The organism is Pseudomonas sp. FR229a (assembly GCF_030209115.1).
Lineage (GTDB): Bacteria > Pseudomonadota > Gammaproteobacteria > Pseudomonadales > Pseudomonadaceae > Aquipseudomonas > Aquipseudomonas moraviensis_A.
This window is the reverse complement of sequence record NZ_JARVSP010000032.1, coordinates 126,986-149,802: the sequence shown is the minus strand read 5'-3', so window position 1 is coordinate 149,802 and position 22,817 is coordinate 126,986. Positions and strand designations below refer to the sequence as shown.

The 22,817-nt window shown below is 61.6% G+C and carries 19 protein-coding genes; 11 read left to right on the top strand and 8 right to left on the bottom strand.

The genetic code is table 11. The annotated features are described in order from the left end of the window. Window positions 1–37 precede the first annotated feature (37 nt). The 4 genes from QRN33_RS24170 to QRN33_RS24155 all read left to right on the top strand — a co-directional run bounded on the left by QRN33_RS24170 (window position 38) and on the right by QRN33_RS24155 (window position 4,771). Window positions 38–1,126 carry a polyamine ABC transporter substrate-binding protein gene (locus tag QRN33_RS24170; protein ID WP_252872786.1) on the top strand — a complete coding sequence of 363 codons (1,089 nt, stop codon included), beginning with the start codon at window positions 38–40 and terminating at the stop codon, window positions 1,124–1,126. Continuing rightward, window positions 1,123–2,424, top strand: a complete 1,302-nt coding sequence (locus tag QRN33_RS24165; RefSeq protein ID WP_285410568.1) for an NAD(P)/FAD-dependent oxidoreductase — start codon at window positions 1,123–1,125, stop codon at window positions 2,422–2,424. Before QRN33_RS24170 ends, QRN33_RS24165 begins: the two co-directional genes overlap by 4 nt. Before the next feature lie 125 nt (window positions 2,425–2,549). Beyond that, window positions 2,550–4,205: a PqiB family protein gene (locus tag QRN33_RS24160; protein ID WP_285410566.1), complete on the top strand. Its 1,656-nt coding sequence runs from the start codon at window positions 2,550–2,552 to the stop codon at window positions 4,203–4,205. Between the two features lie 17 nt (window positions 4,206–4,222). Continuing rightward, window positions 4,223–4,771 (top strand): PqiC family protein, encoded by a 549-nt coding sequence (locus QRN33_RS24155; RefSeq protein ID WP_285410565.1) that lies wholly within the window; start codon window positions 4,223–4,225, stop codon window positions 4,769–4,771. A 6-nt stretch (window positions 4,772–4,777) separates the two neighbouring features. Here the strand turns inward: QRN33_RS24155 and QRN33_RS24150 are convergent, their stop codons facing one another. Further along, a complete protein-coding gene (locus QRN33_RS24150; RefSeq protein WP_309475230.1) occupies window positions 4,778–5,716 on the bottom strand; it encodes a site-specific integrase in 939 nt (312 codons plus the stop codon). A gap of 243 nt (window positions 5,717–5,959) precedes the next feature. Between QRN33_RS24150 and QRN33_RS24145 the strand changes: the two genes are divergently transcribed. The 5 genes from QRN33_RS24145 to QRN33_RS24125 all read left to right on the top strand — a co-directional run bounded on the left by QRN33_RS24145 (window position 5,960) and on the right by QRN33_RS24125 (window position 12,078). After that, entirely contained in the window at window positions 5,960–7,339 is a 1,380-nt protein-coding gene (locus QRN33_RS24145) for a UDP-glucose dehydrogenase family protein (RefSeq protein ID WP_285410563.1), read from the top strand. A 315-nt stretch (window positions 7,340–7,654) separates the two neighbouring features. Then, window positions 7,655–8,833, top strand: a complete 1,179-nt coding sequence (locus QRN33_RS24140) for an MFS transporter (protein WP_285410561.1) — start codon at window positions 7,655–7,657, stop codon at window positions 8,831–8,833. Window positions 8,834–8,988: 155 nt separating this feature from the next. Continuing rightward, entirely contained in the window at window positions 8,989–9,675 is a 687-nt protein-coding gene (locus QRN33_RS24135) for an HPP family protein (protein WP_064362305.1), read from the top strand. Between the two features lie 141 nt (window positions 9,676–9,816). Continuing rightward, entirely contained in the window at window positions 9,817–10,923 is a 1,107-nt protein-coding gene (locus QRN33_RS24130; RefSeq protein WP_042609945.1) for an enoyl-CoA hydratase/isomerase family protein, read from the top strand. A 3-nt stretch (window positions 10,924–10,926) separates the two neighbouring features. Beyond that, complete coding sequence (locus QRN33_RS24125) at window positions 10,927–12,078, top strand: acyl-CoA dehydrogenase family protein (RefSeq protein WP_041480377.1); 1,152 nt, start codon at window positions 10,927–10,929, stop codon at window positions 12,076–12,078. Between the two features lie 367 nt (window positions 12,079–12,445). Here the strand turns inward: QRN33_RS24125 and QRN33_RS24120 are convergent, their stop codons facing one another. From QRN33_RS24120 to QRN33_RS24090, 7 genes are all read right to left on the bottom strand, one after another. Continuing rightward, entirely contained in the window at window positions 12,446–13,321 is an 876-nt protein-coding gene (locus QRN33_RS24120; RefSeq protein ID WP_123419665.1) for an NAD(P)-dependent oxidoreductase, read from the bottom strand. 154 nt (window positions 13,322–13,475) lie between these two features. Continuing rightward, entirely contained in the window at window positions 13,476–14,249 is a 774-nt protein-coding gene (locus tag QRN33_RS24115) for an enoyl-CoA hydratase (protein WP_116657340.1), read from the bottom strand. A 15-nt stretch (window positions 14,250–14,264) separates the two neighbouring features. Continuing rightward, entirely contained in the window at window positions 14,265–15,392 is a 1,128-nt protein-coding gene (locus tag QRN33_RS24110) for an acyl-CoA dehydrogenase (RefSeq protein WP_285410556.1), read from the bottom strand. 142 nt (window positions 15,393–15,534) lie between these two features. Then, on the bottom strand, window positions 15,535–16,728 hold the full coding sequence (locus QRN33_RS24105) for an acetyl-CoA C-acyltransferase (protein ID WP_285410554.1): 1,194 nt from the start codon (window positions 16,726–16,728) through the stop codon (window positions 15,535–15,537). Between the two features lie 13 nt (window positions 16,729–16,741). Next, on the bottom strand, window positions 16,742–17,503 hold the full coding sequence (locus QRN33_RS24100) for an SDR family NAD(P)-dependent oxidoreductase (RefSeq protein ID WP_039762936.1): 762 nt from the start codon (window positions 17,501–17,503) through the stop codon (window positions 16,742–16,744). 18 nt (window positions 17,504–17,521) lie between these two features. Then, the gene (locus QRN33_RS24095) at window positions 17,522–19,186 is read right to left on the bottom strand and encodes an AMP-binding protein (protein WP_285410551.1); all 1,665 of its coding nucleotides are present in this window, start codon (window positions 19,184–19,186) and stop codon (window positions 17,522–17,524) included. A gap of 290 nt (window positions 19,187–19,476) precedes the next feature. Next, window positions 19,477–20,493 (bottom strand): AraC family transcriptional regulator, encoded by a 1,017-nt coding sequence (locus QRN33_RS24090; protein ID WP_285410550.1) that lies wholly within the window; start codon window positions 20,491–20,493, stop codon window positions 19,477–19,479. A 276-nt stretch (window positions 20,494–20,769) separates the two neighbouring features. Between QRN33_RS24090 and efeU the strand changes: the two genes are divergently transcribed. Together efeU and efeO are read left to right on the top strand one after the other, a co-directional pair. Beyond that, a complete protein-coding gene (gene efeU / locus QRN33_RS24085) occupies window positions 20,770–21,609 on the top strand; it encodes an iron uptake transporter permease EfeU (protein WP_116659213.1) in 840 nt (279 codons plus the stop codon). An 8-nt stretch (window positions 21,610–21,617) separates the two neighbouring features. Then, on the top strand, window positions 21,618–22,817 hold the full coding sequence (efeO, locus tag QRN33_RS24080) for an iron uptake system protein EfeO (protein ID WP_285410548.1): 1,200 nt from the start codon (window positions 21,618–21,620) through the stop codon (window positions 22,815–22,817).

The following is a 22,817-nucleotide window of genomic DNA, read 5'->3' as shown; positions in this document are numbered from 1 at the left end:
ACCACCTGAAAAAACCAACAACTGAAAAGGTGTCGATATGCGTCCATTGAAATCCCTATTCCCGGTAGCGCTGAGCGTGCTGTTCAGCGCCACAGCCCACGCCGAGCCTCAGGTCAGCGTCTACAACTGGACCGACTACATAGGCGAAACCACCCTCGCCGACTTCCAGAGCAAAACCGGGATCAAGGTGATCTACGACGTCTTCGACTCCAACGAAACCCTCGAAGGCAAACTCCTCGCCGGGCGTACCGGATACGACGTGGTAGTGCCGTCCAATCATTTTCTCGCTCGGCAGGTAAAGGCCGGCGCGTTCATGAAGCTCGATCGCTCTCAGTTGCCAAACTGGAACAACCTTGACCCGAAACTGCTTGAATTGCTTGAAAAAAACGATCCAGGCAATGAGCATTCCGTTCCCTATCTGTGGGGCACCAACGGCATCGGTTACAACGTCGACAAGGTCAAGCAAGTGCTCGGCATTGACCACATCGATTCCTGGGCCGTGCTGTTCGAACCCGAGAATCTGAAGAAGCTCAGCCAGTGCGGCGTGTCGATGATGGACTCCGCCGACGAAGTGTTCCCCGCCATTCTCAATTACATGGGCATGGACCCACGCAGCGAAAATCCCGAGGACTATAAAAAGGCCGAAGCCAAGCTGCTGAGCATCCGCCCGTACATCACCTATTTCCATTCTTCCAAATACGTCTCGGACCTGGCCAATGGCGACATCTGCGTCGCCTTCGGTTATTCCGGCGATGTGTTCCAGGCCGCCAACCGCGCCAAGGAAGCGAAGAACGGCGTCAATATCGCCTACGCCATTCCCAAGGAAGGCGCCAACCTCTGGTTCGATCTGCTGGCGATTCCCGCCGATGCGAGCAACGCCAAAGAGGCCCACGCCTTCATCAATTACCTGCTCGATCCGCAAGTGATCGCCAAGGTAAGCGCCACCGTCGGCTACGCCAACCCGAACCCGGCGGCCAAGCCCTTCATGGATCAGGAACTGGTCAACAATCCCGAGGTTTATCCGCCGCAATCGGTGCTCGATAAACTTTACATTTCCTCGACCCCGCCCCAAGCGATCATGCGCCTGATGACCCGGTCGTGGAGCAAAGTGAAGTCGAACAAATGAATCAGCACAGCCCACAACACGCTCGTTCCTGGTACGCCGCATCTGCTCGGGCGACCGAGCCCTACCCTGCGCTCGACGGTGATCTGCTTGCCGATGTCTGCGTCATCGGCGGCGGCTTCACGGGCGTCAACACGGCGATTGAACTGGCGCAGCGCGGTCTGTCGGTAGTGTTGCTCGAGGCGCGGCGGATCGGCTGGGGCGCCAGCGGGCGCAATGGCGGTCAATTGATTCGCGGGATCGGCCATGAAGTCGAGGGGTTCGCCCGCTACGTAGGCCAGGACGGCGTGCGTTATCTGCAGCGCGCCGGCATCGATTCGGTGGAGTTGGTGCGCCAGCGCGTCACTGCAAACGCCATCGACTGCGATTTGCGCTGGGGTTTTTGCGAACTGGCCAACACTGCTGCGCAATTCGCTGCGTTCAGGCAGGAACAGGCCAGCCTCGACGAGCTCGGCTACGCCCACGAGACCAGGCTGGTCGGCCCTGAGCAGATCCGTCAGCAAGTGGTTGACGCTGGTGTGTACGCCGGTGGATTGATCGACATGGGCTCGGGCCATTTGCATCCGCTGGATCTGGTGCAAGGCGAAGCGCGTCTCGCCGCGTCGCTGGGCGTGCGCATTTTCGAGCAGAGTCCGGTGCTGGAAATTCTCCATGGCCCGACCGTCGAGGTGCGTTGCGCCACGGGTTCAGTGCGCGCCGGCAGCCTGGTGCTGGGTTGCAACGCGCATCTGGATGAACTGGAACCGAAACTCAGCGGCAAAGTGCTGCCCGCCGGCAGTTACATCATCGCCACCGAGCCGTTGGGCGAAACCCGCGCCGCGCGGTTGATTCCGCAGAACCTGGCGCTGTGTGACCAGAAGGTCGGACTGGATTATTACCGACTCTCGGCTGATCGACGCTTGCTGTTCGGCGGCGCTTGCCATTATTCCGGCCGCGATCCGGCGGACATCGCCGCGTATATGCGACCGAAAATGCTCAAGGTGTTCCCGCAACTGGCCGACGCACGCATCGACTACCAATGGGGCGGCAAGATTGGCATCACCGCCAACCGCTTCCCCCAGGTTGGCCGGCTCAAACAGCATCCGAACGTGTTCTATGCGCAGGGCTACTCCGGTCATGGCCTCAACGTCACGCACTGGTGCGCGAAACTGTTGGGCGAAGCCATTCACGCCGGACACAGCCAAGGCATGGACGTCTTCAGCAGCGTGCCGCACATGACCTTTCCCGGCGGCCCGGCCCTGCGCTCACCGTTGCTGGCATTGGGCATGTTCTGGTATCGCCTGCGCGAAATGCTCGGTTAACAGGCGCTTACATATTCCTGAAGTTAAAACGGCTGGGGATTTGCTCTATCGCAAGGCACTTCTATATTGATGAAGTGCTTTTGCGTTCCTGACGCTCAGTGCCCGATCAATTAAGGAGGACATGGATGAAGTCGTCAGCCAGCGACGAGCCGCGAGCACCCGGTCAGGCGCCGATCAAGACCCGCCGTTTCGGCATTTCGCTGGTATGGATCGTGCCGATCGTGGCGGTGCTGGTGGGCATTTCGCTGGTGATCCACAACATCCTCCAGGAAGGCCCGACGATTACCGTCACCTTCAAGACCGGCGATGGCCTGACCGCCAACAAGACCGAAGTCAGGTACCGCAACGTGGTCATCGGCCACGTCTCCGAGGTCGAACTGGCCGACGATCATAGAAACGTCAACGCCACGATCAAACTGGCCAAGCAGGCCGAAGCCTTCACCCGCGAGGATTCGCAATTCTGGGTGGTGCGCCCGCGCATCGGCGCTGGCGGTGTCTCGGGCATCGATACGCTGCTGTCGGGCGATTACATCGGCGCCGACATCGGCCAGGCCAACACTCGGGCAAAAACCTTCAAAGGCCTGGAGAACCCACCGCCGATCACCTACGGCGAACCGGGCAAGCGCTTTACCCTGCACACCGCTGACCTTGGCTCGCTGGACATCGGCTCCCCGGTCTACTACCGCAAGATTCCTGTTGGCCAAGTCGTTTCCTACGCACTGGACCCGGACGGCAAAGGCGTCAATATCGAAGTCTTCGTGCATTCGCCCAACGATGCCTACGTCACCGAAAACACCCGGTTCTGGAACGCCAGCGGCATCGACATCAATGTCGGTGCCAACGGTTTTGCGGTGAAAACCGAGTCGCTGTCGACCCTGCTGGTCGGCGGCATCGCTTTCCGCGCCCCGGACTACAGCCCCAACGACACGCCGGCGGGCGAAGACAAGAATTTCGAACTGTTCGCCAACCAGGCCGCCGCCCTCGCCCCGCCCGACGGCAAGGCGCAGTATCTGGCGCTGCGCTTTGATCAGGCCTTGCGCGGGCTCAAGGTCGATGCGCCAGTGGAGTTCCTTGGCATCGAAATCGGTCGGGTGGTGGCAGTCAATCTCGACTTCGACGAGGTCAAGCGCACCTTTCCGGTGAATGTCGGCATCGTCATTTATCCGCAGCGACTGGGCCGCGCCCACGCGAAAATTCTCAAGACCTACCATGGCGACGAAAACGACGAGGCCACCGGCGCGCGTCTGATCGCCACTTTCGTCGAAAATGGTCTGCGCGCCCAGGCCCGCAACGGCAACCTGCTCACCGGTCAGTTGTATATTTCCCTGGATTTCTACCCCAAGGCACCCAAAGTCGCATTCGACCCTGCGGCGCGGCCAGTGACCATTCCAACAGTCCCGGGTAGCCTTGAACAGTTACAGGAAAAACTCGAAGCGATGGTCAACAAGATCAACGCGCTGCCGGTCGAGCGCATCGCCAGCAACCTCGACGGCAATCTGGTCGAGCTGCGCAAAAGCCTGAAGCAGTTCAACGCCAAGACCCTGCCGGGCGTGCAGAGCACCCTCGCCGATGTCAGCAAAACCCTGCAGTCCGCCAGTTCGACCCTGGCCGAGGATTCACCGCAGCGCGAGCAACTCACCGAGACCCTCGACGAACTCGGGCGCATGTCACGTTCGTTGCGTGAGCTGTCGGATTACCTTGGCCGCCATCCTGAGTCGCTGATTCGTGGACGTCCCGACAACGCCGCGCCGCTGGACCTCAAAGGACCGCCACGCAATTGAGCACAGGAGCTGCATCCATGGCTTTACCGTTGAAGATCACCCTGCTCGCTGCGTTCGCCTTGCTGACCGCGTGCCGTAGCGACCCGATCAGCTTTCACACGCTGACCCCGGCGCAACCGGGCGTCAGTCGCAACGGCGCCGACATCGCCATCGAAAGCATCAGCGTGCCGCCGCAGGTCGATCGCGCGCAGATTGTCATCCGCCAAGGCAACAGCGGCGTCGCTATCCTGGATACAGATTGGTGGAGCGCCACCCTTGCCGATGAGTTACGCGGTGCGCTGGCCGATCAATTGAGCAGTGCCGTCGGCCAGCAACGAGCTTCCGTGCGCGTCGACGTGCAGCGCTTCGATTCGATTCCTGGTCAGTACGCCCTGATTGACGTGAAATGGCGAGTGCGCCCGCTCGGTGCGACGGATGCCGCGCTGCTGACCTGTCGCTCGGTCTTGCAGACGTCTTCAGGGCCGAGCATCGAAGAACTGGTGACCGCGCAACAGAACAACGTCAAACGCCTCGCTGGGCAAATCACGCAGGCGGCCACCGGCTCGCGCTGCCCGCCGCAAAACTGACTCGGCTTACAAATCGAAGCGATCGACCGCCCGCCGCCGCTCGTTGTCATCGCGTACGTCGTAGTTGGCGGTCGTCTGGATATTGCTGTGATGCGCCAGTTTCTGCGCGATCGACAGGTCGTGCTCCTCGATCACCCGAGTAATGAACGAGCGCCGGAAATCGTGGGGCATGATCTTCACCCCGACCTGCGTTCCCCGCTGGCGGGCAATGTAGTAAATCGCGTGTTTGGTGATGCGCTCGCGGGTGATGTGGCTGCCCCGACGAATGCGGTTGAACAGAAACGCATCGTCGCTCTCGCCTTCCTTGAGCTGTGAGCGACGCAGTTCCAGCCAGGCGTCGAGCTTGGCAAACGCCCAGGCTGGCGCGTACTTGATCAGCTGTTTGTTGCCTTTGCCGGTCACGGTCAGGCTGCGTTCGTGGAAGTCGACCTGACTCAGATCCAGATCCACCGATTCCGACTTGCGCATGCCGGTGCCGTACAGCAGCGCAATCACCGCCGCATCACGCAGGCCCTGCGGGCGCGGGTCGGCAGCGCAGACTTCCATCAGTTCGTGAATCAACGTGCGCTTGAGATTGCGGCCCTGGGACAACCGCGTGCCGGCAATGCCTTTGACCGAACGCATTTTCAGCAGGTGATCCTGGCTGATCAGGCTCATGCGCCAGGCTTCGTTCATCACCCCGCGCACGGCGTTCACATACAGGGACGAAGTGTTCGGTGCGTAACCGTCGGCACGCAACGCGGCGACCAGCGCCACCACGTCCTCCGGTTGCAAACCGTGCCACGGGATCTCTTCGATATCGACGTCTTCGAAACCGAGGCGGTCGGCGGCGTCTTGCAGTACATAACGCATGGTCAACTGGCTGGAAGGCGCCAGTCGCGCCAGGTAAACGGTCAGTGGATTACTGGTGGACGGTGCGGGTTGGGTACTCGACAAATCACTCAAACGAAACGGCCTTGAAATAAAAAACGATTCAACAAAAACAATAAATGCATGAAATGAAACGCAAAAAACGGCATGACTCAATCAAAGGGGTTGCCGCGAAAGGCCGACAACCTGCCGTTCGAGGCCGCAAAAGTCAATCGGGCATTCCCCGAACGGTCCGTTTGCGGGCTCATCCGCACGGTAGGCGAACTGAAACATCGCGCTCTTATCTTCAATGCATGGAACTGCAGGCAGGAGTGCGGCATGAAGATCACGGTGTTTGGCAGTGGTTATGTCGGTCTGGTGCAAGCGGCGGTGCTGGCCGAGGTGGGGCACGAGGTCGTGTGCATGGATGTCGACGCGCAGAAAATCGAGCAGCTGCGCGAGGGGCACGTCAGTATTTTCGAGCCGGGCCTGGCAAACCTGGTGCGTGAAGGGCTGGATGCCAATCGCCTGCAATTCACCACCGATGAACGACGCGCCGTGTTGCATGGGCGGGTAGCGTTTATCGCGGTGGGGACGCCGTCACGCGAGGACGGTTCGGCGGACCTGCGCTATGTGCTGTCGGTCGGCGACGCGATTGCCCGGCATCGTGAGCAGCCATTGATCGTGGTGGAGAAATCCACGGTGCCGGTGGGCACGGGCGATGCCTTGCGCAGCCACATCGAGAAGGCGCTGATCAAGATCGGCCGTTTGCTGCAGTTCGATATCGTCTCCAACCCGGAGTTTCTCAAGGAAGGCTCTGCCGTCGCCGATTGCCGGCGGCCGGACCGTATCGTCATCGGCTGCGAAGGCGCTGAGGTGCGCGACGTGATGCGCGATCTGTACGCGCCGTTCAATCGCAACCATGAGCGCATCCTGTTCATGGATCTGCGCAGCGCCGAGCTGACCAAATACGCCGCCAATTGCATGCTGGCGACCAAGATCAGCTTCATCAACCAGATCGCCGAACTCGCCGAGCATCTGGGTGCGGACATTGAAGCGGTGCGCCAGGGCATCGGTGCCGATATGCGGATCGGCTATCACTTCATTTACCCGGGTTGCGGCTACGGCGGATCGTGTTTTCCCAAGGACATGCGCGCGCTGATTCACAGTGCCGAGCAGGCGCACTGCTCCAGTGATCTGCTGCAAGCGGTCGAGGCGATCAACCAGCGCCAGAAGCACAAGCTGTTCGAGCGCATCAATGCCTTCTACCGGGGCGATTTGCGCGGCAAGATCTTTGCCCTGTGGGGCCTGGCGTTCAAGCCCAACACTGATGACATGCGTGACGCGCCGAGTCGGGTGCTGCTCGAGGGCTTATGGGCTGCCGGTGCCAGCGTGCGTGCGTTCGATCCGGAGGCCATGCTGGAAACGCAGAAGCTCTATCCGAACGAGTCAAAACTGATGTTGATGGGCACGCCGGAATCGGTACTGGCCGGCGCCGATGCGTTGATCATCTGCACCGAATGGCAACAGTTCAAAGCCCCGGATTTCGAGCTGATCAAACAGCGTCTGCACAGCCCGGTGATTTTCGACGGCCGCAACCTGTACGACGCCGAACGCCTGGCGCGCAACGGGTTTCAGTATTTCCCGATGGGGCGCGGCGAATCGTGCAGGTTGCCGATCACGTTGCGGCAGAGAGCGGCGGCTTCGGATGTGGCTTGAGCTGCCCCGGTGGGAGTCAGTGGTAATTGTGAGGTGCACAGACCCTGTGGGAGCGAGCCTGCTCGTCAGCGACATCGGAGGTGACTGATCCGCCGCCTTCGCGAGCAGGCTCGCTCCCACATTGGATTAGCGGTGGTCAGTGATAATCGTGTGTACACACCCCCTTTAGGAGTGAGCCTGCTCGCGATAGCGGTGTACCATTCGACACATTCAGAGGCTGACCCACCGCCATCGCGAGCAGGCTCACTCCTACAAGGGGGCGATGGTGGATCAGCTTTTTGCCCCAGGCTTCCCGAATAAGGACATTCCCCTTCCGTGGCCATCTATTCGCCGTTCATTCGCCGGCTGATGATCAGCTCGCTGACCGTGGTGGTCAGTCGTGCTCTGGTCAGTCCGCTGCTGACGCTGTTCCTCAGCAACAAGCTCGGGCTCAACCCGCAGGATGTCGGCCTGCTGCTGGGCATTGCCGTGTTCAGCGCCACGCTGCTGTCGCTGTACGGCGGCTACATCATCGACAAGCTGGACAAGCGCCAGTTGCTGATCCTGAGCATGCTCTCCAGCGGAATCGGCCTGATCCTGTTGACCTTCGCGCAGAACCTGTATCTGGTGACCGTGGTGCTGATCATCAGCGAAACCGCGTCGGCGCTGTTCCTCATCGGTAGCAAGGCGATCCTCAGCGAACAGCTGCCGGTGGGCCAGCGGGTCAAGGCTTTTTCCCTCAATTACACGCTGACCAACATCGGCTACGCCGTCGGCCCGATGCTCGGCGTGGTGATTGCCGGAGTGCAGCCGTCCGCGCCTTTCATCGTTGCCGGCGCAATTGCCATTGGCAGTATTTTTCTCCTGCTCGGCGCGACCAGGGATGCCCGTCCGATCGCTGCTGGCAGCGCGCCGCAAAGTTTCCTCAACACCCTGGTGATCCTGAAAAACGACCGCACGATGGTGTTGTCCACCCTCGGCTGTCTGCTCAGCACATTGGTGCACGGGCGCTTCACCCTTTACCTGTCGCAATACCTGCTGGTCACCCATAACCAGCAACAGATGCTCGACACCATGGCCGCCCTGCTCGCGTGCAACGCAATCACGGTGATCCTGCTGCAGTACCAGGTCGGTCGCTGGCTCAGCCGCGAACACCTGCGTCACTGGATTGCCGGTGGCACCGCGCTGTTCATCGCCGGGTTGATCGGTTTCAGCATGGCGGACAGCCTGCTCGGCTGGTGCGTGGCAATGTTCATCTTCACCTTGGGCGAGATGATCATTTACCCGGCCGACTTCCTGTTCGTCGACACCCTCGCCCCGGAGGCGCTGCGTGGCAGCTACTACGGCGCGCAGAACCTCGCCGCCCTTGGTGGCGGCGCGAGCCCGGTCATCTGCGGGTTTCTGCTGATGCACACACCTGCGCCGAGCATGTTCTATGCGCTGAGCGGATTGGCGGCACTGGGCGGTTATCTATGCTTCATCAGCGCGCGTCGCACTGCTTCAATGCAAAAATAGTGCACTAAAAGTGCATTTATATGAATTTGTCAGCATCGAGTTTGATCGGCAAACTACGCGCGTTCCTCCCCCAATGTTGGAACCTTCGAGGGCTTTCCGGATATGCCGGACAAGTCCTTTTTTTTGTCCCGGTTTTTGCAAAGGATCAGTTCTACATGCTTGCTCGCTGGTTGCCCGCCGCCATCAACACCCGCCCCACAGAATGGAGCCGTGCCGCCATCGGCATGAGCCTGGGCACGCTGGTCAGCGTGTGGATGTGCGCGCAGGTTTTCGGGCATGACGTCGCGTTTCATCTGATCGGCCCGCTCGGCGCTTCGGCGGTGTTGCTGTTCGCGGTGTCCTCCGGCGCCCTCGCCCAGCCGTGGTCGATTCTCGGCGGCTACCTGTGTGCCGGCGTGGTCGCCTTGCTGGTGGCCCACGTGCTCGGCCGAACGCTGGGCAGCGCCTGCCTCGCCGCCGGCATGGCGGTGATCCTGATGTGCTGGCTGCGTTGCCTGCATCCACCGGCGGGCGCCTTGGCACTGACGCTGGTGCTGGCCGATCCGGCGACCATCGCCATGGACTGGAAAGCCATGGAGCCGGTGATGCTCGGTGCCCTGTGCATGCTCGCCAGCGCCTTGGCCTATAACAACCTGACCCGCATCCGCTACCCGAAACGCCCCGCCGATCCGGCCCCACCAGTGGTCCCGGTCGACAGCCAGGCGATCACCGCCGAAGACCTGAAACGGGCGCTGGCGGACATGGAAGCTTTCATCGACGTCACCCCCGAAGACCTCGAACGCCTGATCCACGCCAGCGAACTGCACGCCAAACGCCGCAGCATCAGCGAAACCTTCAGATAACCGCGCAATTTCGAGGCATGTAAAAACGCAGATTCCCCCTGCAGATATCCCCGTTGTACACGGCAAATTTGCACTGTTACGATCCGCTAACGCCCGCGCGCGGGCTTTTCGAATAAAGACAATAAAAGCAGGGAGTTACTGATGACAGCTCAGGCTTCATCCCGGCGGACCCCGTCCATGGATGCCATGCAAAACGATGTGCTGGCCGAGGTGCGCAACCACATCGGCCACCTGACCCTCAACCGCCCTGCGGGCCTCAATGCAATCACCCTCGACATGGTGCGTCTGCTGCAACAGCAGCTCGATGCCTGGGCGTCTGACGCTGAAGTGCACGCCGTGGTATTGCGCGGTGCCGGTGAAAAGGCCTTCTGCGCCGGCGGTGATATTCGTTCGCTGTACGACAGTTACAAGAGCGGCGACACGCTGCACGAAGATTTCTTCGTCGAGGAATACGCCCTCGACCTGACGATTCATCACTACCGCAAACCGGTGCTGGCCTTGATGGACGGTTTTGTCCTCGGCGGCGGCATGGGCCTGGTGCAAGGCGCCGATCTGCGCGTAGTCACCGAGAAGAGCCGTCTGGCGATGCCGGAAGTGGCCATCGGTTATTTCCCTGACGTCGGCGGCAGTTACTTCCTGCCGCGCATTCCCGGTGAGCTGGGGATTTATCTGGGCGTCAGCGGCGTGCAGATTCGCGCTGCCGACGCGCTGTACTGCGGCCTCGCCGACTGGTATCTGGACAGCAGCAAATTGGCCCTGCTCGATGAAAAGCTCGACCAGATGGAATGGCAGGACACGCCGCTCAAGTCGCTGCAGAACCTGCTCGCCAGACACGCCGTGCAAACCCTGCCCGATGCGCCGCTCGAAGCCTTGCGCCCGGCCATCGACCACTTCTTTGCGCTGCCCGACGTGCCGAGCATGATCGAGCAATTGCGCGCCGTCACCGTCGCCGACAGCCATGAATGGGCGCTGACCACGGCAGATCTGCTGGAAACCCGCTCGCCGCTGGCCATGGCCGTGACCCTGGAAATGCTCCGTCGTGGCAGGCACTTGAGCCTGGAGCACTGCTTTGCTCTGGAACTGCACCTGGACCGCCAGTGGTTTGCCCGGGGCGACCTGATCGAGGGCGTGCGCGCCCTGCTGATCGACAAGGACAAGTCACCGCGCTGGAACCCGCCGACCGTCGCCGGACTGGACGCTGCGCAGGTGGCGAGTTTCTTCCATGGTTTTGATGAGAGCGGGAGCTGAGCCATGCACGATCTCGAACTGACTGAAGAACAAGTGATGATCCGCGACATGGCCCGGGATTTTGCCCGCGGCGAGATTGCGCCCCATGCCCAGGCCTGGGAAAAGGCCGGCTGGATCGACGACGCCCTGGTGGCGAAAATGGGCGAGCTGGGCTTGCTCGGCATGGTCGTGCCTGAGGAATGGGGCGGTACTTACGTCGATTACGTCGCCTATGCACTGGCCGTCGAGGAAATCTCCGCCGGTGACGGCGCGACCGGCGCGTTCATGAGCATTCACAACTCGGTCGGCTGCGGCCCGGTGCTCAACTACGGCAGTGACGAACAGAAGCAGACCTGGCTGGCCGATCTGGCCAGCGGGCAAACCATCGGTTGCTTCTGCCTGACCGAACCCCAGGCCGGCTCCGAAGCGCACAACCTGCGTACCCGCGCCGAACTGCGCGACGGCCAATGGGTGATCAACGGCGCCAAGCAATTTGTCAGCAACGGCAAACGGGCGAAACTGGCGATCGTGTTTGCGGTGACTGATCCGGATCTCGGCAAAAAAGGCCTTTCGGCGTTTCTGGTACCGACCGATACGCCGGGTTTCATCGTCGATCGCACCGAACACAAAATGGGCATTCGCGCTTCCGACACCTGCGCGGTGACGCTGAACAACTGCAGCATCCCCGAGGCCAACCTGCTCGGCGAGCGTGGCAAAGGCCTGGCCATTGCCCTGTCCAACCTTGAAGGCGGACGCATCGGCATCGCGGCACAGGCATTGGGCATTGCCCGGGCGGCCTTTGAAGCGGCGCTGGCCTATTCGAAGGATCGCGTGCAATTCGACAAGCCAATCATCGAGCACCAGAGCATTGCCAATCTGCTCGCTGACATGCACATGCAGATCAATGCCGCGCGGTTGCTGATCCTGCATGCAGCGCGGCTGCGCACGGCGGGCAAACCGTGCTTGTCCGAGGCATCACAGGCCAAGCTGTTTGCCTCGGAAATGGCTGAGAAAGTGTGTTCTTCGGCGATTCAGATTCATGGCGGTTACGGCTATCTCGAGGATTATCCGGTCGAGAAGTATTACCGCGATGCGCGGATTACCCAGATTTATGAAGGGTCGAGCGAGATACAGCGGATGGTGATTGCGCGGGATCTGAAGAACTACCAGTTGTGATGGTGTCGCCCCCCTTCCCCTCACCCCAGCCCTCTCCCCAGGGAGAGGGAGCAGACCGAGTCGGTTACGGATTCAGCGACAACCTTTCAGGTCGGCATAATTCGCCAATATCGCCCGTTCAGTCCCCTCTCCCCAGGGAGAGGGAGCAGACCGAGTCGGTTACGGATTCAGCGACAACCTTTCAGGTCGGCGTAATTCGCCAATATCGCCCGTTCAGTCCCCTCTCCCCAGGGAGAGGGAGCAGACCGAGTCGGTTACGGATTCAGCGTCAACCTTTCAGGTCGGCGTAATTCGCCAATATCGCGCGGTCAGTCCCCTCTCCCTCCGGGAGAGGGCTAGGGTGAGGGGCTTTTGAAGGTTTCACACATTATTCCTGCCCCGAACGCCGAATCGCCCTGACCCCCAACGCCGCCAGATCACTTTCCCCCTCGCCCAACGCCACCGCATCCAGCAAGTTATCGCGCAACACGCTGGCCACCGGCAACGGCACATGATTCGGCTCGCCGGCCTTCAGCGCCAGGCCAACATCCTTCAAACCCAGACGCAAGGTAAACCCAGCCCCCTCAGTCTCCCGCGCGGCAATCTTCGGTCCGTAGACCTTATAGGCCGGTGCCGCGAACAGCGTGTTGGTAATGAACTCGACGAAATCGCTATTGCCCACGCCATAACTCTGGGTCAACGCCATTGCTTCGCCGGTGGCTTCGATGGCGCTGATCAGCATCATGTTGGTGGCGATCTTGAGGATGGCGGCGTTGACCGGGTCTTCACCCATCGGCCAGGTTTTCTGCCCCATCACATCCAGCAGTGGCTGAACCCGGGCAAGCGCGGTGGCCGGACCGCCGACGGCGATGTTGAGCTTGCCGGCCTCGGCCAGATCGTTGCGTCCAAATACCGGGGCGGCAATCAGTTGGGCGCCGACGCTGTCATGCAGCGCTGCCAGCTCCTTGATGAACTCGACCGACAGCGTGGCCATGCTCAGGTGAATCAGCCCCGGCTTGCTTGAGGCCAATGCGCCGCTGTCGATCAGCACCGAGCGCGTCACCGCGTCGTCGGCGAGCATGCTGATCACCACTTCAGCATCGAAGGCTTCGCCGGGATCGCCTGCGGCCGTTGCGCCCTGGCTGACCAGTTGTTCGACGGCAGGATGGCTGCGGTTCCACACCCGCACTTCATGGCCGGCCTTGAGCAGGTTGGCAGCCATGCCCTTGCCCATGGAACCCAGCCCGATAAATCCGATACGCATGTTGACCTCCGCTCTTGATGTGCAAGAAGGTCAACAGACTAGCGCTAGTGAGTGGGCCTTTAAAAGCTTCGCGAGCAGGCTCGCTCCCACAGGAGTCTCCATAGTCCAATGTGGGAGCGAGCCTGCTCGCGAAAGCACCAGCCCGGACAGCCAATCACTTGCCCTGGAATGCAGCCTCACGCTTGGCAATAAACGCCGCCATCCCTTCCTTCTGATCCTGCGTCGCAAACGCCGCATGGAACACCCGGCGCTCGAAACGCACGCCCTCCGTCAGGTTGACCTCGAACGCACGGTTGACGCTCTCCTTGATCATCATCGCAATCGGCAGCGATTTGCCGGCGATCACTGCTGCGACTTTCAGCGCCTCATCAAGCAGTTCATCACTCGGCACGATTCGCGCGACGATGCCGCAGCGCTCGGCTTCCACCGCGTCGATCATGCGCCCGCTCAGGCACATTTCCATGGCCTTGGCCTTGCCCACCGCGCGGGTCAGGCGCTGGGTGCCGCCCATGCCTGGCAGCACGCCGAGGTTGATCTCCGGCTGGCCGAATCTGGCATTGTCGCCAGCCAGAATGAAGTCGCACATCAGCGCCAGTTCGCAGCCACCGCCGAGGGCAAAACCGTTGACCGCGGCGATGATTGGCTTGCGCCGGTTGGCGACGCGATCGCTGTCGCTGAACAGATCGTCCATGTAGATCTGCGGATAGGTCAGCTCGGCCATTTCCTTGATGTCGGCGCCGGCGGCAAAGGCTTTTTTCGAGCCGGTGAGGACGATGCAGCCGATGTGCGCATCGGCTTCGAGCGCATCGAGGGCGTGGTTCACTTCGCTGACCAGTTGCGCGTTCAGCGCGTTCAGCGCCTGCGGCCGGTTGAGGGTGATCAGGCCGACGCGGTCGCGGGTTTCCAGCAGAATCGTTTCGTAAGTCATGAAGAAAATTCCTTGTCAGAGATTGCGCGAAATAACCATGCGCTGAATGTCGCTGGTGCCTTCGTAGATCTGGCAGACGCGCACGTCGCGGTAGATGCGTTCCAGCGGGAAGTCGTTGAGGTAACCGTAACCGCCGAGGGTTTGCAAGGCCATGGAGCAGACCTTCTCGGCCATTTCCGAGGCGAACAGCTTGGCCATCGACGCCTCGACCAGCGCCGGCTGGCCGCTGTCACGCAAGGCCGCTGCGTAATGCACCATTTGCCGGGCGACGGCAATTTGCGTGGCCATGTCCGCCAGGCGAAACGCCACGGCCTGATGCTCGATGATCGGCTTGCCGAAGGTGTCACGCTCGCGGGCGTAATCACGGGCGGCCTCGAAGGCGGCACGGGCCATGCCGACGGCTTGCGAGGCGATGCCGACGCGGCCGCCTTCGAGGTTGGCCAGGGCGATCCTGTAGCCCTCGCCCTCCTCGCCGAGGCGGTTGGCGACCGGCACTTTCACATCTTCGAAGAGGATCTGGCAGGTGTCGGAGGCGTGTTGGCCGAGCTTGTCTTCGACCCGCGCAACCTTGTAGCCAGGCGAGTCGGTCGGCACGATAAACGCGCTGATCCCACGTTTGCCGGCGCTCGGGTCGGTCACGGCAAACACGATCACGACACCGGCGTTCTGCCCGGAGGTGATGAATTGTTTGCAGCCATTCAACACGTAGTGATCGCCTTCCAGCCGCGCACGGGTCTTCAGGCTGCTGGCGTCGGAACCGGCCTGCGGTTCGGTCAATGCAAAGGCACCGAGCATGGCGCCGCTGGCCAGCGGTTTGAGGAAGCGCTCGCGCTGGTCGTCATTGCCGAACTTGAGAATCGGCACGCAGCCGACCGAGTTGTGCACGCTCATGATCGTTGAGCAGGCACCGTCGCCGGCGGCGATTTCCTCCAGGGCCATGGCGTAGGCCAGATAGCCTGTGTCACAACCGCCCCACTGCTCCGGTACGAGCATGCCGAAGAAGCCCAGGCCGGCCATCTCGGCGATGGCTTCCCTGGGAAAACGGTGCTCGCGATCCCACTCGGCAGCGAACGGTTTGAGCCGCTCCTCGGCAAACTGCCGGGCCATGTCGCGGATCTGATGTTGGTCTTCGTTGGGGATCATGGTGATTCCTTCAAATCTGGGTACGACATAGAACTCTGTGGGAGCGAGCCTGCTCGCGAAAGCGGTGTGTCAGTCACGCATGTGCCGGCTGAAACGACGTTTTCGCGAGCAGGCTCGCTCCCACAGTTGATCGGGGATGCCTTCAGTAAACGCATTCCACAGCCATGGCCGTGGCTTCGCCGCCGCCAATGCAGATGGCTGCAATCCCGCGTTTGAGCTGTTTCTGCCGCAGTGCCGCCAGCAGCGTCACCAGAATCCGCGCGCCCGAGGCGCCGATCGGGTGGCCCAGCGCACAGGCGCCGCCATGCACGTTGAGCTTGTCGTGGGGGATCTCCAGATGCGTCATCGCCGCCATGCCGACCACCGCGAACGCTTCATTGACTTCAAACAGATCCACCTGATCCAGTGCCCAGCCGGTTTTCTTCACCAGTTTCTTGATCGCGCCAATCGGTGCGGTGGGAAACAGGCCCGGGGTGTCGGCAAACGCCGAATGGCCGTGAATCACCGCCAGCGGTTTGAGGCCCAGTTGCTGCGCGTGGGACTGGCGCATCAGTACCAGCGCCGCGGCGCCGTCGGAAATCGAGCTGGAGTTGGCCGCCGTGACCGTGCCGCCTTCGCGGAACGCCGGTTTCAGCGAGGCGACTTTGTCGAGTTTGGCTTTTGGCGGTTGCTCGTCGTTACTGATCACCACCTGTTCTTTGCCGACGGTGACGGTCAGCGGGACGATTTCGTCGTGGAAGCTGCCGTCCTTGATCGCCTGTTGTGCGCGGGTGGTCGAGGCGATGGCGAAAGCGTCCTGAGCTTCGCGGCTGAAGCCGTTGGTCTCGGCGCAATCCTCGGCGAAGGTGCCCATCAGCCGGCCCTTGTCGTAGGCGTCTTCGAGGCCGTCGAGGAACATCGAATCGAGCACGCGGCCATGGCCCATGCGATAACCGGCGCGGGCACGATCGAGCAGGTATGGCGAGTTGGACATGCTTTCCATGCCACCGGCAATCACCACATCGGCACTGCCAGCGAGCAGCATGTCGTGGGCCATGATGGTGGTCTGCATGCCCGAGCCGCACATCTTGTTGACCGTGGTGCAGCGCGTCGATTTATCCAGCCCGGCGCCCAGCGCAGCCTGGCGTGCCGGCGCTTGGCCGAGGCCGGCCGGCAGTACGCAGCCGAACAGCACTTCATCAACCGCGTCACTGGCGACACCGGCGCGTTCGACCGCCGCCTTGATTGCCGCCGCGCCAAGTTGCGGTGCGCTGAGGCTTTTCAGTTCGCCCTGAAAACCGCCCATCGGTGTGCGGACGGCGCTGACGATAACAATCGGATCGTTGGACATAGTCATGACGGATACCTCTTTACTTGGCGGCCATACGCAAGGCGCCGTCGAGACGGATCACCTCGCCGTTGAGCATGCTGTTTTCAATGATGTGGCGTACCAGCGCGGCATATTCGGCGGGCTTGCCCAGACGCGGCGGAAACGGCACGCCGGCGGCCAATGAGTCGCGCACTTCCGGGGTCATGCCGGCCATCATCGGCGTTTCGAAGATGCCCGGTGCGATGGTCATCACGCGAATGCCGAAGCGCGCCAGTTCGCGGGCGGCGGGCAGGGTCAGGCTGGCGATCGCACCTTTCGACGCCGAGTACGCAGCCTGGCCGATCTGGCCATCGAATGCTGCGACCGAGGCAGTGTTGATGATCACCCCCCGCTCGCCGTCAGCATTGGCTTCGCTCTCGGCAATGGCCGCCGCGGCCAGACGCAGCATATTGAAGCTGCCGATCAGGTTGACGTTGATCACTTGGGCAAAACTGCTAAGGGCGTGCGGGCCGTTCTTGCCGAGGATCTTCTCGCCGCGAACGATGCCGGCGCAGTTGATCAGGCCGTTGAGGCTGCCAAATGCGGCGATGGTCGCCTGCACAGCAGCTTCGGCGGCGGCTTCGTTGCTGATATCGGCGACGACGCTCTGCGCACCGAGGCGCTGGGCCTGAGCGGCGACGGCTTCGGCGTTCATGTCGACCAGCATGACTTTTGCGCCGGCACTGACCAGCAATTCAGCGCTGGCAGCACCGAGGCCTGACGCGCCGCCGGTGACGATAAAAACCTTGTTCTCGATCTGCATGACAGTGTTTCCTTGGATTCAAGCTGAAACGTTGTGCGCCGCGGCCTCTTGAGCCTTGGCGATTTCCTGGTTGCGCAAGATAAAGCGCTGCAATTTGCCACTCGGGGTCTTGGGCAATTCGCTGACAAATTCGATTTCACGCGGGTACGAATGCGCGGCCAGACGCTTGCGCACATGTTGGCGCAGCTCTTCGGCCAACTCCGGCGCGGCGCGGTACTGCGCACTCAGCACGACGAAGGCTTTGACCAGTTCGGTACGTTCCGGATCGGGTTTGCCGACGACCGCCGCTTCGACCACGGCCGGGTGTTCGATCAGCGCACTTTCCACATCGAACGGGCCGACGCGGTAGCCCGAGGTGGTGATCACGTCATCGCTGCGGCCGACGAAGCTGATGCTGCCGTCGGGGTTCCATTCGACGGTGTCGCCGCTCAGGTAGTAGTCGCCGACGAAGGCCTTGGTCGGCGCGCCTTCGTAGCCGCCGAACCAGCACATCGGCGACTGCGGGCGGTCAATGGCGAGAATGCCGGGCTGGCCGACGCCCAGCTCGTTGTACTGCTCATCGAGCACGACGATGCGGTGGCCGGGCGAAGCGAAACCGGCAGCGCCAACATGGACGGGGTGCTCGAGGCCGTGATGGTTGCACAGCACCATGCCCAGTTCGGTCTGGCCGTAGTGGTCGTGGATGACCACGTCGAGGTTGTCGGCGAACCAGCGGATCACTTCCGGATTCAGCGGTTCACCGGCGCTGCTGACGATGCGCAGCTTGCCCTTGATCGATCTGGCGAACTCCTCTCCCCCGGCAATCAGCAGGCGATAGGCAGTGGGCGAGCCGGTGAGGTTGCTGATGGCGTATTTGTTGATCACCCGGCAGGTGCTTTCGAGGGTGAACGGGCCATCGTAGAAGGTGATCGGGTGACCCAGCGCCAACGGCCCGGTCACACCGAAATAAATGCCATAGGCCCAGCCCGGATCAGCGACGTTCCAGAACGCATCTTCAGGACGCAGGTCCACCGCATCGCGGGTGTAGCTCTGGAACGCGACGATCGCTTTGAGCGGCACCGACAGCGCTTTCGCCGGACCCGTAGTGCCTGAAGTGAACATCAGCAGGAACGGGTCTTCGCCGGTCAGCAGCACCGGTGCGCAGACATTGGAATAGTTGCTCAGCTCGGCCCAGAAACTGAAATCACCACGGACAATGCCCTGACCTTTCACGCCGCCAACCGTGACGATGGTCGGGCACTCGCCGACCTCATTGAGCTTTGGCCGATTGACCGCATCGGTCACCACAACTTTCGCCCCGGAACTGTTCAGGCGATGTTCAAGGGCTTTGGGGCCGAACGCGGTGAACAGCGGCTGATACACCGCGCCGATGCGCCAGGTGGCAAGAACGGTGACCAGTAATTCGACGTTGCGTGGCAGCAGCCCGGCGACTTTATCGCCCTTTTGCACGCCTTGGGCGAGGAGGAAATTGGCAAAACGCGCGGCTTTGTCTTGCAGGTCAGTGAAGGTGTAAGTCGCACTTGAACCGTCGCGACCTTCCCAGAACAAGGCAATGCGACCGGGCAAGGCGTGGCGGTCGCAACACTCGACGCAGGCGTTGAGTGCCGCCAGCGTGCCGCTGAGCGACGCATTGACGATGTGCTGGTAATCGAACTGTTCGGTGGCAGACAAGTAATCGCGCATTGCCAGAATCCCTCGGTGTTTTTATTAGGCTGGGAACCGTAAACAACACAGGGATAGTCGCGCCGCGCGGGACCTGGGGCAATGGTCAAAATTATCAAAGTGGCTGACTGGTTTGGCCAAGGGATTAGCGCCGCATCCCCTGTAGGAGCTGACGAGCGCAACGAGGCTGCGATCTGTCGATCTTGATTTTCACCATCCAGATCAAGATCAAAAGATCGCAGCCTTCGGCAGCTCCTACAGGGGAACGCATTTCAAAGTGTGGGAGCGAGCCTGCTCGCGAAGGCGTCGGGTCAGACGACCTCATTCAGGATCAGCGTGCGGTAATGCCCCGGGTTCGAGCCGGACCACTTGCGAAACGCCTTGTAGAACGAGCTGGCATCAGCAAAGCCCAGTCGGGTGGCGATCTCGACAAAACTGATCGAAGGCTCTGCCAGCCAGGTGATTGCCAGTTCCTTGCGCACACTGTCCTTGAGCCCCTGATAGGTCTGCCCTTCCTCGGCCAGGCGCCGGCGCAACGTCGAGGCGGACATGCACAATTGCTGGGCCAGCGCTTCGGTTTCCGGCCACTGCTCGGCGGGCAGTTGCCGCAGATCCTGCTTGATCCGGCTCGCCAGGCTGTCCGGGTCGCGGTACTTGACCAGAATGTTCGCCGGCGCCTGGGCGAGAAAGCGCTTCAGCTCTTCGGCGCTGCGCTTGATCGGCAGGTCGAGGCAGTCGGCGGAAAAAATCATTCGCGTACGCGGACGTTCGAAACGCAGGTTCTCCGAAAACATCACCCGGTAGTCGTCGGTGAAATCCGGTTCGGCGCAGCGCAGTTCGATCGCCAGAATCGGAATCCGCCGCCCGGCCAGCCAGCACGCTACGCCGTGCACGATCATCCAGTAAGTGAAATAGGTGAACGCACGACGTGGGTCGGCATCGTCTTCGAGCAGGACGATTTCGGCCAGGCTCTGCTGATGCACCAGTTGCGCCGGCAGGCGTTCGAGCATCAACGAAAGGAAATTCAGGCCAGTGTCCAGCGCTGCCGCCAGCGTCGGTTGCGCCATGGCGCTGCGACACAGGAACGCCAGGCTGCCGGACTTGAGCTTGCGCGGGTCCATGCCGAAGAACTCGTCATCACCGCGCCGGGCCAACAGGCGCCAGAGTTTGGCGTATTGCGAGGCCGGCACCCTGCCCGCGTCGGATGCCAACAGAGCCGGAGCAATGCCGACCTTGCTCAACGCCTCATCCGTGGCCGCGCCCGGCGCACAACTCTGCAGCAGTGCTTCGCGCACCAGTGGAATGGCAATGGTGTCTTTGTCCGCCATGGAGCGAGGTGAGCCTTGTTGTTTTTTGGGTGATGGGCATCTTAACCCAGCCTCTCTGACCCAACACAAATCCCTTGTAGGAGTGAGCCTGCTCGCGATAGCGGTGTATCAGTCACATCTCCTTGGCTGACAGACCGCTATCGCGAGCAGGCTCACTCCTACAGGGTTGCGTGTTTCGTTCAGCTGAGGTTCAGCTAAATGTCAATGAATGCCATTTGGGAATGAGTGTCATTATGTTACAACTTAGCCACCTAACTAAATTGCTGTGGCTACCAAATGCTCGTTCCCTTTTTGATCATGTTGCGCGAAGGCATCGAGGCCGCGCTCATCGTCGGCATCATTGCCAGTTACCTGCAACAGACCGGCCGCGGTCAATGGATGCCCGCCGTATGGATCGGCGTTTTCCTCGCTGCCGCCCTCGCCCTGCTGGTCGGTGGTGGCCTGGAACTGGTCAGTGCCGAATTCCCGCAGAAGCAGCAGGAGCTGTTCGAGGGCGTGGTTGGCCTGGTCGCGGTGGGCATTCTCAGTTCGATGGTGTTCTGGATGCGCAAGGTCGCGCGGTCGATCAAGCATTCGCTGCAAGCCTCACTGGATCAGGCGCTGACGGCCTCCCGGCATCAGGTGATTGCGCTGATCGCCATGGTCTTTTTCGCTGTCGCTCGCGAAGGCCTGGAAACGGTGTTTTTCCTGCTTGCGGTGTTCCAGCAGAGCGAGGGCCCGGGCGCGCCGATTGGCGCCCTGCTCGGCCTGATCCTGGCGGTGATCGTCGGTTTCCTCATCTACAGCGGCAGCATGCGCCTGAATCTGTCGGCGTTCTTCAAGTGGACCGGTTTGTTCATCCTCGTGGTCGCCGCCGGGATCCTCGCCAACTCGGTGCAGGCGCTGCATGAAGCCGGGTTGTGGAATCACCTGCAAACGGTGCTGTTCGACGTCAGCGCGACGCTGCCGATGGACGGCCCGCTGGGCTCGGTGCTGGCCGGCATGTTCGGTTATCAGGATGCGCCGACCGTCAGCACCCTCGGCGCTTACCTGATTTATCTGCTGCTGGCGCTGGTGATGTTTTTTATGCCCGCGCCGCGCCAAGCGCCGTCAACGACTTCCGTTTCCAGCCAATAAGGCCACCCATGTCTGACAATCAAATCCCTCAGGCCTCGCCGCCGCGTGCCTTGCGTTGGGCGCTGGCCGGCTCGGTAGTGCTGATGATCGGCGCCGGCGGGCTGTTCTGGTACGCCTCGAACATCGCCGCCGCCAATCGTCAGCACAACCACGGCGAAATCGTCGTCAACATCCACCCGCACAGTTGCGAGCCGAATGCGCTGACCGTGCCGGCCGGCCGCGCCAGTTTCCGCATCGTCAACCGCTCCGAGCGTGCGGTCGAGTGGGAAATTCTCGACGGCGTGCTGGTGGTCGAAGAGCGGGAAAACATCGCACCGGGCCTGAGCCAGGTGATCAACGCCAACCTGCAACCGGGCGACTACGCGATCACCTGCGGCTTGCTCAGCAACCCGCGCGGCACCTTGCACGTGACGCCGACGGCCGCTTCCGACGCCGCCGCCAAGGCCAAACCGTCGATGGTGGCTTTCGTCGGGCCGTTGTCGGAATTTCGCGTGTATCTGGCCGTTCAGGGCAGTGCCTTGATCGAAGCGGTGACAGCCCTGGATCAGGCTCTAGCCAGTGGCGATCTTGCTCAGGCGCAAGCCGCGTACCTGCCGGCGCGTGCTGCTTATCAGCGTCTGGCGCCGGCGGCGCAGCGTCTGGCCGAGCTGGACAATCACATCAATGCCCGCGCCGATTATTTCGAAAAGCGCGAGCAGGATCCGGGCTTTGTCGGTTTCCATCGACTCGAATATGCCCTGTTTCAGCAGCGCACACTCGACGACGTTGCGCCGATTGCCCAGCGCCTGCTCGCTGACGTCACCACGCTCAAGCAGCAGTTGCTCGCGCAGTCGCTGCCGCCGGAGCAACTGGTGAGTATCGTCGTGCGCAACCTCAACAGCCTCGCCGACGTGCGCGCTGGCAGCGGCGAAGAAGAACGCTACAGCCACAGCGATCTCAACGGTTTCGCCGCCAACGGGCAAACCGCGCACAAAGTCGTCGACCTGTTGCGGCCGATGCTGAGCAAATCCGCAGCAGACGTGTTGGCGAAAGTCGACCAGGCGTTGGGCGACTTTGACAGCCAGCTCGACGCACTGAAATCCGCCGACGGCTACGTCAGTTACGACGCCGTGACCTCCGCGCAACGCCAGCAGATCGCCGCCAAAGCCAAGGCTCTGGCCACGGCACTGGATGGCATCGACCCCGCCCTCGGCCTTTCCGGCCTGTAA